This is a genomic window from Streptomyces sp. IBSBF 3136, assembly GCF_036815105.1.
Lineage (GTDB): Bacteria > Actinomycetota > Actinomycetes > Streptomycetales > Streptomycetaceae > Streptomyces.
On sequence record NZ_JAJSZC010000013.1, the window covers coordinates 1 to 11,995 of the forward strand.

The window sequence follows — 11,995 nt, forward strand, 5'->3', positions numbered from 1 at the left end:
GGCCGGAGGCGTCGGCTGCGCCGAGGGGAGCAGCGGGGCCGGGGGAGGCGGTGTGGTCCCCGCGGACCATGCCCCGGGTGCCGTGCGCGCTGTCGGCGCGGCGGGCGTCGCCCACGCCACCGGTGCGGTCCGGGCGCGGGGTGTGCGCGGTCGTCATGCCAGGGCCTCCCGTACCTCGGCCACCGTCAGCCAGCGCTGCGGGGCCAGGATCTTGGTGACCTGCGGGGCGAACGACGGTGAGGAGACCACGATCTCCGCCGTCGGGCCGTCCGCGATCACCTCGCCGTCGGCGAGCAGCACCACCCGGTGCGCGATCTCGGCCGCAAGCTCCACGTCGTGCGTGGCCAGCACGATCGCGTGGCCCTCGGCGGCCAGCGCGCGCAACACCGCGACCAGGCGGGCCTTGGCCGCGTAGTCCAGACCGCGCGTCGGCTCGTCGAGCAGCAGCAGGGGCGGCCGGGCGGTCAGCACGACCGCCAGCGCGAGCGCCAGGCGCTGCCCCTCCGACAGGTCGCGCGGATGGGTGTCGTCGGTGATGTCCGGCAGCAGCCCGGACACCAGGGCCCGGCAGGTGCCGGGCTCGGCCCCCGCGTCCCGGTCGGCGGCCGCGCACTCGGCGGCCACCGTGTCCGCGTACAGCAGGTCGCGCGGCTCCTGCGGCACGAGACCGACCCGGCGCACCAGGTCGGGCGGCGCGGTGCGGTGCGGTACGGCACCGCCGACGTGGACCGTGCCCGCGCTCGGCTCCACCAGCCCGACCAGCGAGCCGAGCAGGGTGGACTTCCCCGCGCCGTTACGGCCCATCAGCGCGACCGTCTCGCCGGGCGCCACCGTCAGGTCGACCTCCCGCAGGGCGGTGATCCGGCTCCGCCGCACCGACAGCGAGCGGACCTCGGCGACCCGCGGGGAGGCGCCGGGACCCGCGGCCGGCCGCCGGAACAGCCGGCGGCGGGGCGCCGGCACGGACGCGCGGGGCCCGGCCGGTGCGGAGGCGGCCGGGACGGCGCTCCCGGGGGCAGGGGCGGCCGGCGGGGTGCTCCCGGTCAGCCGCTCGCGCAGGCCGGCGGCCCGGCGGCGGGCATCCCGTACCGTCAGCGGCAGCGGGGCCCAGCCGGCCAGCCGGCCCAGGTCCACCACCGGCGGGTACACCGGCGAGACGGCCATCAGCTCGGCCGGGTCGCCGTGCAGCGGGGCCGCGCCCGGTGCGGGCAGCAGCACGACCCGGTCGGCGTACTGGATCACCCGCTCCAGCCGGTGCTCGGCCATCAGCACCGTCGTACCGAGGTCGTGGACCAGCCGCTGCAGGACGGCCAGCACCTCCTCCGCCGCCGCGGGGTCGAGCGCCGAGGTCGGCTCGTCCAGCACCAGCACCCGCGGGTGCGGCGTGAGGACCGAGCCGATCGCCACCCGCTGGCGCTGCCCGCCGGAGAGCGTGGCGATCGGGCGGTCCCGCAGACCGGCCAGGCCCAGCAGGTCCAGGGTCTCCTCGACCCGGCGCCGCATCACCGCCGGGGCGATCCCCAACGACTCCATGCCGTAGGCGAGTTCCTCCTCCACCGTGTCCGTCACGAAGTGTGCGAGCGGGTCCTGGCCCACCGTGCCCACCACGTCGGCGAGTTCGCGCGGCCGGTGGGTACGGGTGTCCCGGCCGGCCACCGTGACCCGGCCGCGCAGGGTGCCGCCGGTGAAGTGCGGGACCAGCCCGCTGACCGCGCCCAGTACGGTCGACTTGCCGACCCCGGACGGGCCGACCAGCAGCGCCAGTTCGCCCTCGGGCACCTCGAAGTCCACGTCCCGCACGGCCGGTCGGGCCGCTCCCTCGTACGAGACGGCGACCTCCTCGAAGCGGATCACGACGGCTCCTCGGGGTCCGGGGTTTCCTTGGGTACGACGAAGGCCGGCAGCAGGGCCGGCAGGACGGCGGCGGCCGGCCACAGCGGCAGGGTGGGGGCGGCCAGCGGGACGACGCCGGGGTTCAGCGCGCCCGGATCGCGCACGGAGGCGAGCGTGAGCAGCGCCGCGACGGCGGCGCCGGAGCCCGCGACCAGCCAGGCGTGCGCACCCCACGGCTCCGGCCGGTACCGGGTGCGCGGGGCGCGGCGGCCGCCCAGGCGCAGGCCCGCGAGCGCGGCGGCGACCCCGGCGAGCAGCACCGGCAGCCCGTAGCTGCCGCCCTCCGCGGTGAGCAGGCCGTACGTGCCGGCGCACACGCCGAGCAGTCCGCCGAGGGTGAGCGCGGTCGTGGTGCGGCGCACGGGGGCGGGGACGTCGGCGGTGCGGCCGTAGCCGCGGGCGTCCATCGCGGCGGCCAGGGCGACCGAGCGTTCCAGCGCGCCCTCCAGGACCGGCAGTCCGACCTGGAGCAGCCCCCGTACGCCGCGGTCCGGGCGGCCGCGCAGCCGGCGGGCGGCGCGCAGCCGCTGGACGTCGGCGACGAGGTGCGGCGCGAAGGTGAGCGCGACGACCACGGCCACCCCCGTCTCGTACAGGGCCCCGGGCAGCGACTTGAGCAGCCGGGCCGGGGCGGCCAGGGCGTTGGCGGCACCGACGCAGACGAGGAGCGCGGCGAGCTTGAGACCGTTGTACCCGGCGAAGAGCAGGGCCTCCGCGCTGACCGCGCCGCCGAGCCTGATGCCCCGGGCCCAGTGCGGGAGGGGGATTTCGGGCAGGGTGAACAGGATGTGCGAGCCGGGGATCGGGGAGCCGAGCACGACCGTGAAGGCGAGACGGACGACGAGCACGGCGACCGCGAGCTTGGCGAACGCGGTGTAGGAGCGGGCCCAGGGGGCCGTCGAGCGGTGGGTGGCCACCACATAGCCGGCCGCGGCCATGAGGAGCGCGAGGAGCAGGGGGTTGGTGGTGCGGGTGGCCGCCGTGCCCAGAGCGAGCGACCAGAGCCACCAGGCACCGGGGTGCAGGGGCGCCGGGCGCCGCCCCCGGGCGGCGGCCGGGGCGGCAGCGGCGGCCGCCCCGGTGGAGCCGCGGACCGCGCGACCGGCCGTGGGCCGCGCGCGGTCACGGGCGCCGCTACGCATTCCCGCGCCGCCGCGCCTGCCAGACGGCCGCGCCGGCGAGCAGCGCGACCACCGCCGCGCCGATCGGCAGGCCCAGCGAGGGACCGCCGTCGGAACCGGACTTGTGGTCCGCGTCCGAGCCGGACTTCCCGCCGGCGCCGGCGGCCGGCTCCTTCCCGGCCGACACCTGCTCCCCGCAGCCCTCGTGCGGGTAGCCGGCGATCGCGCAGAGCAGGGCGTTGGTGTCGTAGCGCAGCGGCTTGGCGACCGCCGCCAGGGCGTCCGCCGCCGTGGCGTCGGCGGCCACCCGGGCGCACGCCGTGCGGCGGGCCGGGGGCGTCTCACCGGACGGCGCGTCCGCCGGGGTGCCGAAGTCGAGGACCAGCGCGACGCGTTTGTGGCCCGGCCGGGCCGGGGTGCCCGCGCAGATGGTGCCGAAGTCCGCCGCGCCGCGCGGCCGGCTCGCGTCCGCGGAGTCCTCGCTCACCGCGAACCGGAAGCCCTGCACGCTGCCGTCGTCGGGGCGCGCGGTCGCCGGGCCCTGGGTGGCGTACGTCCACCGGGCCCCGTCCCGCTCCCAGAACGACCAGTAGCGGTACCCGGCGGCATGCGCCTGGGCCGCGCCCGCCGGCACGAGGAGCACGGCGGCCAGCAGGGCGGCGGCACGGCGGACGGCGGTCACGACCGCGCCTTCTTCTTCCGGCCGCTGAGCAGGAACCCGATGCCGATGCCCGCGACCAGGCCGACGCCGACGATCCACCAGACGCCCTTGTTCGAGTCGTCCTCGGCCGACTTCGCCTCGGAGTGCTCCGCGTTCGCGGCCTTCGGCGCCGGGCCCGTCGCGTTGAGCGCCCGCACCAGGTCCGTACCGCCGAAGTCGCGCGGGTCGCCGCCCATCGCGTGGGCGGCGAAGACCAGTTCGGCGTAGGCGGCCGGGCCGCTCTGCTCCGCCCACTTCGCCGCGTTCTTCTCCAGCCAGGCGTACGGCTTCTTCGCCGAACGGGTCCAGCCGTCCGCGGCGAGCGCGACGACCGCGTCCGCCGTGTTGCCGTAGTCGGGCTGGTCCTCGGCGCCGGGCAGCGCCGACTTCAGGTGGCCGTCGTCGTGCAGGGCGTCCGCCAGGTAGGCGGAGGCGTTGTTCGCCACCTTCGCGGGGGTGAGCGGCTTGTCGGAGTCGGCGCAGACGTACCCGTGCGCGGGTGCCTTGCCGGCCCCGGCCGCGAGGCTCTTGCCGAGGGCGCCGAGCACGGCGGCCGCCGTCGCGTCCGCGTTGGCGGTCAGCTTGCCCTTCTTGTCCGGCTGGTAGGGGAGCGCTCCGGCCGCGTCGCCGTCGCACGGCAGCGACCACTTGGCCAGCAGGTCGTAGGGGATCTTGCCGCCGAGGTGCAGCTTCGCGGGGTCCTGACCGGCCCCGGCGAAGGCACCGGCGACGACGCCGGTGGAGTTGGCGTCGCTCGGGGAGCCGGGGGTGTAGCCCCAGCCGCCGTCCTTGTTCTGCTTGGCCGAGAGCCAGACCAGGGCCTTGCGTATCTCGGTGTCGTGACCGCCGAGCGCCTGCAGCGCCTGGACGGCGGCGGCCGTGCTGTTGGTGTCGGGCTGGGCGCCGCCCTTGCCGCCGCAGGGCTTGGTGGTGTCGGCCCGGAACGCGGCGAAGCCGCCCTCCGCGCACTGCTGCCCGGTCAGCCAGTCGACGGCCGAGGCGGCCGGGCGGTAGCCGACGGTCCGCTGCGCGAGCAGCGCCAGCGACTGGCGCCAGACGCCGTCGTACGTCGGGTCCGCCTTGCCGTACAACCCGGCCGGCACGGTCACCTTCGGGGTGGCGGACGGGGACGAATCGGCGGCCGTGGCGGGCGCGGCTGCGGCCAGCACACCCAGGGCGGCGAGAGCCGCGGCGCTGCGGCGGACGTTCATGGTCGGCGACTGCCTCTCTGCGGGAACCGGCAGCGCGCGGGACCACCCCGGGCGGCTCGGCTCCGTGAACCTCGACGGTGCCGTGCGCGACGGGCCGTCGCGCACGCGAGCCGGTCAACGTCCCGCCCGGGGCAGTCCGGCTCACCGCCCGGGGGACGGTTCACGGTTGCGGGTCAGCGCCGGAATTGCACCGGCTTCCCCCCGTACGGGTGTGATGACGACTCCGCCACTTTACCGGCCGCCGAACCCGGCCCGAGAGGTGGCTGTGGGCACACGGCGACCGTGACCGGGGTCACCCGGTGAGGACGGGCGGTGGCCGGCGGTGTGCGGGTGCGTCAGGCCGCAGCGTGCGGGCGGCTCGTCGGGGTGACGGTCGCGCTCAGGTAGTGGGCCATCTCGCGCAGCGCGTGTTCGCACTGCGCCGGCTCGTCGCCCTGTGCCACCCAGTGCGCGAGGCGGTCGGCCGGGCCCGCGTGCGCGGCCGCCGTGACCGCGTCCCCCGGCCGTCGGGTGAGCACCATCCGCTCGGCACACGGCTCGTACCGGGCGGCCGGGTCCAGGTGGAGGTGGGTCAGCAGGCCGGTCGTCGCCGGGTAGGCGAACTGGATCGCGGCCGCCCGCTGCCGGGTCGGCGTCACGTCCGGCGGTCGCCCCGTGGCCAGGGCCGCGGCGGCCCGCGCGAGATCGACGCCGGTGGCCCGTTCCACCAGCAGCGGGATCAGGTCACCGGGCAGGTGCGGGACGACGTCCGTGACGCGGGGCCCGCGCTCGGTGAGCCGCAGACCGACGTGGACCACGGTGTGGGCGAGGCCGAGCGCGCGCACGGTCCGCTCCACCGTCTGCCGCAGGAACGGGTTGTGCAGCAGGGCGTCGTGGGCGTGCACGGAGTGCCGCAGCGGCTGCCGGGCGGGCGGCGGACCCGGGGTCGTACGGGTGAGCGCGGCGATGCGGACCTCGTCGTCCAGGACCACGGCCTCGGCGGAGACCAGCAGCCCCTCCGTGTCCTCCGGGCCGGCCGGCGGCACCTTGTGACGGGCGAGCAGCGCCGCCAGGGCGGCACGGTCGGCACAGGCCACGGCCGTCTCGTACGGGACGCCCGGCAGCGCCAGCCGGGCGGCGATGCGGGCGGCGCCGGGCAGGTGCTCCGCCGACCAGGTCAGCACCCCGCGGAACCGGTGCCGGGCCGCGTACCGCGCCACCGCCGCGGCTGCGGCCTCCTGGCGGGGGTCGGCCGCCAGATGACCCGCCAGGTACCGGCGGGCCCAGCCGGGCGGGTCGGTGCCCACCAGCACCACGGGGTGGGCGGCCGCGATCCGTGCCAGCGGGTACGCGTCGTACGCGGCCCGGCGGCCGGTCCCGAGCAGGAGGACGGACTGCGGCATCGGAGCCTCACCTTCGTGGGGAGAAGGCGGACAGAGGAACGCCCCGGATGCTGCTCCCCCATAGGCAGCACCCGGGGCGGGTCGATCTTGCTCTCCGTGTCCCGATCCTCACCCAACGCACCCTCAACTGTCAACGATTGCTGCCTGTTTCGGCAGTCGGCCCTGCCACGTCTGGTCGCCACCCGGGTGACCGGGTAGCCTCGCGTCAGCTCAGCCACGGAACGGACGACGCGCCCAGGGGGGACCTCGGTGAGTGACGCCTACGCCCCGCTGGCCGACGTGCTGGACCGGCTCGGGGAACTGACCGGTCGGCCAGGCCGGCTGCCGGAGGCGCTGGACGTGGCCGGCCTCTCGCACCGCACCGGCATCCCCGTCGGCGTCGTCGTCGAACTGCTCTCGGGCGGCCGGGCCCCGGAGGCGTGCCTGTCCCAACGGGTGCGTCAGCGACTGGACTTCATCCGGGAGACCCGGCGCAGGGCGGACGGCAAGCGGTACTCCCTGGACGAGCTGGCCCGGATCGCCGGCACCAGCAGGCAGTGGCTGAGCGAGTGGCGCAAGAGCGGCATGCCGGGCCTCGAACACACCGACCGGCTGCGCAGGTTCTTCGGTCTGCCGGCCGGCTTCTTCACCGCGGACGAACAGGAAGCGCTGTACGAGGCGTTGCAGCCGGTGCTGAAGGGGCTGGAGGCGGAGGCCGACCCGCTGCTGCGGCTGCGGGAAAGCGGACTGGTCCGGCTGGCCGCCCGCGCCCCGCAGATGAACGCCCGCCAGCTCGCCACACTCGCCGACCTGGCCGAAATGATCATCGCTTCGGAGCGGTCCGGGAAGCCGGGGGCGGCGCGGGAGCCCGCCGACCTGCGAGGCGCCGCGCGGGCGTGACGCCCGCCCGAGGACGCCGGACGGGTGCGACGCCTGCCCGAGAGCGCCGGTGCGTGCCCGGTCCGGCACTGGCCGTAAACGATCGTTCTCTCCCGGGGAACATGCCATTCCCGTCGTCCTGGTCCTATGGTTCGCCCGCACGCCCGCCGACCTCGACCGCAAGGACGACGACCGCAAGGACGACGCATGAGCCCCGACAGATCGCCGAGATCCCGCAGACCCACGCGGTCGCCGAAGCGGTTCCTCGACCGGCTCGTCCGCGACACCGCCCGGACCCTGACCCCGCCCACCCGGCCGGAAGCGTTCCTGCACGCGGTCTGCGCCACGCTCGGCCCGCAGCTCGACCGCCCGGTCCGCCTGAAGTTCGTCGGGTTCCCGCCGGGTCTCGACGTCTCCGGGATCACCCTCGCCCTGGACGAGGAGTACATCGTGGTGGTCGAGGAACGCGCCCCGGCGGAGCACAAGTTCGTCATCGCGGGGCACGAGATCGGCCACATCCACTACCAGACGCTGGACGTCCACCACCCGGCCGGGACGCCCGCGGCGGCGCGCCGGCTGCTGGCACGCGCCGACGAGGACGTCCCCTGGGACCAGGTGGTCGCCATGGCCACCCGGTCACCCGCGACGGCGGCGGCCCGGGCGGAGTGGGAGGCCGAGGAGTGCGGGCTGCGGCTCGCGGCCAAGTTCCGCCGGGTCGTCGGCCCGGGCGCGGCCGCCGGACGCACCACCCAGGACACCCTCACCGGCCGGCTGTCGTCCTCGCTGGGCAACATCGGCGGGCCGTGATGCGCTGGGACCCGTGCGGCTCGTTCACCGCCTACGCCGTCCCGGCCGCGCTGCTCGCGGTGGCCTTCCTGATCAAGCTGCCGCTGCTGCGGCGCGCCTGGCAGGACCCGATCCTGCGGACCACCGCCCTGCTGCTCGGGATCGGCGCGGTCGTCTTCGCCTCGCTGCCGCCGGCCAACCTGCACCGCATCAACCGGATCACCGGGGTCCCCAACTTCGCCGGTCTCTGGGTGTACTCACTGCTCACCGCCTACTGCGGGGCCTGTCTGTGGCTGATCATCACCTTGCGCGAGCCGCCGTCCGCGGTCCGCCGCCGGCGCACCCGTACGGTCTGGACGGTCTACTCCGCCATCATCCTCGGCCTGTGGACGAGCTTCCTGCTCGGTGACCACCACGTCGAGCGGCTGCGGGACCTCGACACCTTCTACGCCAACACGCCCTGGATGCGCGAGTTCGTGCTGCTGTACCTGGTCGCGCACCTGGTCTCCACGCTGGTCGCGGCGGGCATCCTGTGGGCGTGGTTCAAGGAGGTCGAGGACGCGTGGCTGCGCCGGGCCGTGGTCCTCCTCCAGGTCGCGTACGCGCTCGGGCTCATCTTCGACATCGCCAAACTCGCCGCGATCGGCGCCCGCTTCAGCGGCCGGGACCGGGACTGGCTGTCGACGTACGCCGCCCCGCCGTTCGCCATCGCCGAGGCGGGACTGGTCGCCGTCGGCTTCGTCGTCGGGCAGGCCGGCCCGGTCCTCCAGGAGCGCCGGCGCCTGGTCCGCACCCACCGGCGGCTCAAGCCCCTGTGGCAGGCCATGCTGACCGTCGCGGCCCCCGCCGCCCCGGCGACCGGCCGGGTCAGCGGTGCCGCCCTCCGCCTGGAGCTGCGCCGGGCCGCCATCAACGACGGTCTGCTCAGACTCAGCCCCCACCTCAATCCGTCCCGCCGCGATCGCACCCGGCGCGCGGCGGCGGCGGCCGGCTACCCCGACTCCACCGCACGCGGCATCGCGGGCGCGGTGGACATCCTGACGGCAGCGGCCACCCTACGCTCCCCGGTCCCCGAACGGGTCGCTGCCCCGGCGACCCCGGACGGGGAAGCCGAGCCCGCCCCGCCGCCCGGCCCCGCCTCACCTTCCACGTGCGCCGATCGCGTGGCGTCCGTGCGAGGCGGGCGGCTCGCCGACGCGTCCGACGGTGAGCTGGAGTGCATCGCGCACGCCCTGCGGTTCCACTCGTCGGCCGTCGCCGCGTTTCGCCGGGAGGCGGTCGTCGCGGAAGGTCTCACCTCCCGGGCCGCCGACTCGGAGAACCTGCTCGGCTGACCCCGCCTCACACCGCCACGTACGCCACCGGCTCGCTCCCCGGCACGGGTTCGGCCCGTCCCAGCTTGACCAGGCGGCGCAGATGGGCCTCGGCCTCGGAGACCGCGATGTTCCTCGAACCGTAGGGGATCTCGGACCAGGGCCGGTTCCACTCCATGCGCTCGGCCAGCCGCCAGGGGGTGAGCGGTTCGCGGAGCAGCGCGAGCAGGCCGGTGAGGCGTTCCTCGTGGTGGGCGAGCAACTCCCGTACCCGGCCGGACGCGTCGGCGAAGGCGTGCTGGTGGGCGGGGAGCACCTCGGCCGGGGTGAGCCGCCCCACCCGCTCCAGGGAGTCCAGATAGTCACCGAGCGGATCGGTGACGGTGGCGTCGTCCGGGTCCTCGTACAGGCCGATGTGCGGGGTGATCTGCGGCAACAGGTGGTCGCCGCTGAACAGCCGTCCCCGGCCGGGGAGACGAGCGGGGTGCTCCTCCTCCAGGTGCAGGCAGACATGGCCGGGCGTGTGGCCCGGGGTCCAGATCGCACGCAGCCTACGGCCCGGCAGGTCGAGGAGTTCGCCGGGGACGATCTCGCGGTCGGGCAGCGCGGGGGAGAGGCCGGGCAGCGCACGGCGGCCCCGGGCCGCGCGCAGCGGGGCGACGTGCTCCTCGGGCGCCCCGGCGGCCGTCAGCTTGGCCGCCATGTACGCGTACCAACGCTCCGGCCGGGTCTCCCTGGCCCTGCGCACGATCGCCGCATCCGCCGCGTGCATCGCCACCCACGCCCCGGAGACCTCGCGGACCTGCCCCGACAGGCCGTGGTGGTCCGGGTGATGATGGGTGACGACGACCCCGGCGACCTCGCCGACGGACGTCCCGCAGGCCGCCAGCCCGGCTGCGAGCGCCTCCCAGCCGGCCGGATCGTCCCAGCCGGTGTCCACCAGGACCGGCCCCCGGTCGGTGTCCACGACGTACACCAGCGTGTGCCCGAGCGGATTGTCGGGGATCGGCACCCGGACGGACCGCACACCCCCACCGTGATCGAACGCCTCCGCCATCCCCCGGACCTCCGCCCCACCGCCCGCAGTCCATGACCATTGCCCACTATAACTAGAACTGGTTTCAATAGGTGCTCAAGTCGACTGATGCGGGTCAGCTCGCCCCTCGATGCCTGTGGTCGGTCGTATTACTCGTTCGGATGCGTATCTCGTGCAGGTTCTAGCGCATATGTCCAGACTTGATCTCGCCATATGTCTCCTGGTGAAGGTGAAAGAACATGCCGACGTACGTCACCTTGCTGAGCTGGACCGATCAAGGGGTCCGAAACTACAAGGACACCGCGAAGCGCGCCGAGGCCTTCGGCTCAGCGGTACAGAACCTCGGGGCGAAGCTCCTGAGCATCTACTGGACCGTCGGTCCGTACGACCTCGTGGCCATCGTCGAGGCGCCCGACGACGAAACTGCCACTGCAGCACTCCTGCAGGTCGGTGGGGTGGGCAACGTCCGTTCCACGACTCTGCGGGCTTTCGATCGAGAGGAGATGGAGCGCATCATCGCCAAGGCGGCTGGCTGACGATCTCTGACCACGTCGCACAGTGGGCTCTGGGCGGCCATGGCGCGGTGACCTCTTCGTCCCGAAGCAACTTGTGTGAGTGTTCGGTCTTGCGCTGGTGTGCCGCCTACCTGCGCTGACGGTCCAATGGAGTTCGCGTCCGTCCGTCGCTGTCTGCTGGCGTTGTCACGCAGTCAGACACTCACCCGAGGCTGGCGCGCGCTCTGGCAGGGCCTGCCGTCAGGGACCGAGCACACGCAGCGCCCCAAGTACAAGGCACGTGGTACCGAAGAGGAAGAACCCACCCATGGCTGTCGCGGCCGCTCCGAGCTTCATGGCGCCGGCACTCTTCCCCTCTTCGCGGCACAAGCGAGCCCGACGCCTGCTGTCTGAAGTCGAGATACGCAGGCAGCCGTCCGGTTCGCCGTAGCGTCCGCCCGACACTGATGAGTGCTATGCAAAGATCAGCGTGAGCAAGCTCGTCTGGAGCTGGTAGGCCGGGTCATGCCCGTCCGAGACAGCAATGATCACGAAAGTCCCCCCAGGACGTGCCGGACAGCGCTGCTGTCCGGCGGAAAGAAGCGCCTCATCTTGCCTGACGTCCACCTGTGGATGGAAACCCGTCCGCGTGGTGAGCCCTGACCTGGGGCTTCGTTAATGGCGGGGGCGGCTCGTCTGTCACCCATCCCATGCGGCACGGCCGTGATCTCGCCAGGTGAGCGTCAGCTGGAGTCGGTGGCGTCGACGCCTTCCAGCAGCGCTTTCAATGCGGCCAGGTCTTTGACGTTCGCCCGCCGCACAGCCGCAGCCATCATCGGAGCGCTCACTTTGGCAAAGCCGGACGGCTCGCCGCGGTTGCGCAGCGTCATCCGGGTATGGGCAGCGTTCACTGGCTGCCAGGTGTAGGTCGTCTCCATGGGAAACGGCCCCTGGGCGGTGCGCATCACGAGTCGTTCGGGGGAGCACTCGACGATTTCGTACGTGTAGGTCAGGGTGCGTCCGAGAAACCGGGCGACGAAGTCGAGCTTCGAGCCCGCGGCGAGCGGCGGCGAGGTCCGCCAACGCACCGAGACGATGTTGGCGTACCAGTGCGGCGCATTGGTCGGATCCCCGGCATAGGCGGCGACCTCCGCGCAGGGGCGGGCGATCACGGTCTCGGTGAGGACGTCGACAGCCATAA

Annotated in this window: 11 protein-coding genes; 4 read left to right on the forward strand and 7 right to left on the reverse strand. The window is 74.4% G+C overall.

The window, feature by feature from the left end:
* Nucleotides 1–153 precede the first annotated feature (153 nt).
* From V7E45_RS04645 to V7E45_RS04665, 5 genes are all read right to left on the reverse strand, one after another.
* Nucleotides 154–1,854, reverse strand: coding sequence for an ABC transporter ATP-binding protein (locus V7E45_RS04645; protein ID WP_333772775.1), 1,701 nt, complete (start codon nt 1,852–1,854; stop codon nt 154–156).
* Nucleotides 1,851–3,035: a CbiQ family ECF transporter T component gene (locus V7E45_RS04650; RefSeq protein ID WP_333772776.1), complete on the reverse strand. Its 1,185-nt coding sequence runs from the start codon at nt 3,033–3,035 to the stop codon at nt 1,851–1,853. The genes V7E45_RS04645 and V7E45_RS04650 overlap by 4 nt, the downstream gene beginning before the upstream one ends.
* Nucleotides 3,028–3,696, reverse strand: a complete 669-nt coding sequence (locus tag V7E45_RS04655) for an SCO2322 family protein (protein WP_333772777.1) — start codon at nt 3,694–3,696, stop codon at nt 3,028–3,030. Before V7E45_RS04655 ends, V7E45_RS04650 begins: the two co-directional genes overlap by 8 nt.
* On the reverse strand, nt 3,693–4,925 hold the full coding sequence (locus V7E45_RS04660; protein ID WP_333772778.1) for a prenyltransferase/squalene oxidase repeat-containing protein: 1,233 nt from the start codon (nt 4,923–4,925) through the stop codon (nt 3,693–3,695). The genes V7E45_RS04655 and V7E45_RS04660 overlap by 4 nt, the downstream gene beginning before the upstream one ends.
* Nucleotides 4,926–5,260: 335 nt before the next feature.
* Nucleotides 5,261–6,307: a hypothetical protein gene (locus V7E45_RS04665; RefSeq protein WP_333772779.1), complete on the reverse strand. Its 1,047-nt coding sequence runs from the start codon at nt 6,305–6,307 to the stop codon at nt 5,261–5,263.
* A 249-nt stretch (nt 6,308–6,556) separates the two neighbouring features.
* Here V7E45_RS04665 and V7E45_RS04670 point away from each other — a divergent pair, with 249 nt between their 5' ends.
* The 3 genes from V7E45_RS04670 to V7E45_RS04680 all read left to right on the forward strand — a co-directional run bounded on the left by V7E45_RS04670 (nt 6,557) and on the right by V7E45_RS04680 (nt 9,285).
* A complete protein-coding gene (locus tag V7E45_RS04670) occupies nt 6,557–7,186 on the forward strand; it encodes an XRE family transcriptional regulator (RefSeq protein ID WP_333772780.1) in 630 nt (209 codons plus the stop codon).
* Between the two features lie 186 nt (nt 7,187–7,372).
* The gene (locus tag V7E45_RS04675; RefSeq protein ID WP_333772781.1) at nt 7,373–7,972 is read left to right on the forward strand and encodes a hypothetical protein; all 600 of its coding nucleotides are present in this window, start codon (nt 7,373–7,375) and stop codon (nt 7,970–7,972) included.
* Complete coding sequence (locus tag V7E45_RS04680; RefSeq protein ID WP_333772838.1) at nt 7,972–9,285, forward strand: MAB_1171c family putative transporter; 1,314 nt, start codon at nt 7,972–7,974, stop codon at nt 9,283–9,285. Before V7E45_RS04675 ends, V7E45_RS04680 begins: the two co-directional genes overlap by 1 nt.
* Nucleotides 9,286–9,292: 7 nt before the next feature.
* On the opposite strand, the gene V7E45_RS04685 is transcribed toward V7E45_RS04680, so the two are convergent.
* The gene (locus V7E45_RS04685) at nt 9,293–10,321 is read right to left on the reverse strand and encodes an MBL fold metallo-hydrolase (protein WP_333772782.1); all 1,029 of its coding nucleotides are present in this window, start codon (nt 10,319–10,321) and stop codon (nt 9,293–9,295) included.
* 218 nt (nt 10,322–10,539) lie between these two features.
* On the opposite strand from V7E45_RS04685, the gene V7E45_RS04690 reads away from it, so the two are divergent.
* Complete coding sequence (locus V7E45_RS04690; protein ID WP_333772783.1) at nt 10,540–10,836, forward strand: GYD domain-containing protein; 297 nt, start codon at nt 10,540–10,542, stop codon at nt 10,834–10,836.
* 701 nt (nt 10,837–11,537) lie between these two features.
* Here V7E45_RS04690 and V7E45_RS04695 read toward each other — a convergent pair.
* Nucleotides 11,538–11,993 (reverse strand): SRPBCC family protein, encoded by a 456-nt coding sequence (locus tag V7E45_RS04695; protein WP_333772784.1) that lies wholly within the window; start codon nt 11,991–11,993, stop codon nt 11,538–11,540.
* Between the last annotated feature and the right edge of the window lie 2 nt (nt 11,994–11,995).

Coding starts and splice junctions, on each gene's coding strand:
- V7E45_RS04650 (WP_333772776.1), bottom strand. CDS start 3,035: ATGCGTAGCGGCGCCCGTGACCGCGCGCGGCCCACGGCCGGTCGCGCG.
- V7E45_RS04660 (WP_333772778.1), bottom strand. CDS start 4,925: ATGAACGTCCGCCGCAGCGCCGCGGCTCTCGCCGCCCTGGGTGTGCTG.
- V7E45_RS04665 (WP_333772779.1), bottom strand. CDS start 6,307: ATGCCGCAGTCCGTCCTCCTGCTCGGGACCGGCCGCCGGGCCGCGTAC.
- V7E45_RS04675 (WP_333772781.1), top strand. CDS start 7,373: ATGAGCCCCGACAGATCGCCGAGATCCCGCAGACCCACGCGGTCGCCG.
- V7E45_RS04680 (WP_333772838.1), top strand. CDS start 7,972: ATGCGCTGGGACCCGTGCGGCTCGTTCACCGCCTACGCCGTCCCGGCC.
- V7E45_RS04685 (WP_333772782.1), bottom strand. CDS start 10,321: ATGGCGGAGGCGTTCGATCACGGTGGGGGTGTGCGGTCCGTCCGGGTG.
- V7E45_RS04690 (WP_333772783.1), top strand. CDS start 10,540: ATGCCGACGTACGTCACCTTGCTGAGCTGGACCGATCAAGGGGTCCGA.
- V7E45_RS04695 (WP_333772784.1), bottom strand. CDS start 11,993: ATGGCTGTCGACGTCCTCACCGAGACCGTGATCGCCCGCCCCTGCGCG.